Raw genomic sequence first — 326 nt, 5'->3', positions numbered from 1 at the left:
ACAACCGTGATTCCGTGAGTAGTGGCGAGCGAAAGCGGATCTAGCCTAAACCTTGCGTGTGTGATACCTGTCAGGGGTTGCGCGTGGGGGGTTGTGGGATTTCTTGTGGAAGATCTGACAGTCTTCCGAGGAGTTACAAAGTTTGATGCTAGTCGAACGGCGTGGGAAAGCCGACCGTAGAGGGTGAGAGTCCCGTAGACGAAAGTGTCATGCCTCCTTATAGATTCTCCCGAGTAGCAGCGGACTCCTAGAATCTGCTGTGAATCTGCCAGGACCACCTGGTAAGGCTGAATACTTCCTGGTGACCGATAGCGGACAAGTACCGT

The 326-nt window shown here is 53.4% G+C and carries 1 rRNA gene; it reads left to right on the top strand.

Annotated elements, in window-relative coordinates:
• A 23S ribosomal RNA gene (locus ADL15_RS21130) occupies positions 1 to 326 on the top strand; the annotation flags it as partial.

The organism is Actinoplanes awajinensis subsp. mycoplanecinus (genome assembly GCF_001509495.1).
GTDB lineage: Bacteria > Actinomycetota > Actinomycetes > Mycobacteriales > Micromonosporaceae > Actinoplanes > Actinoplanes palleronii.
This window is presented reverse-complemented; position numbering and strand designations above follow the sequence as displayed.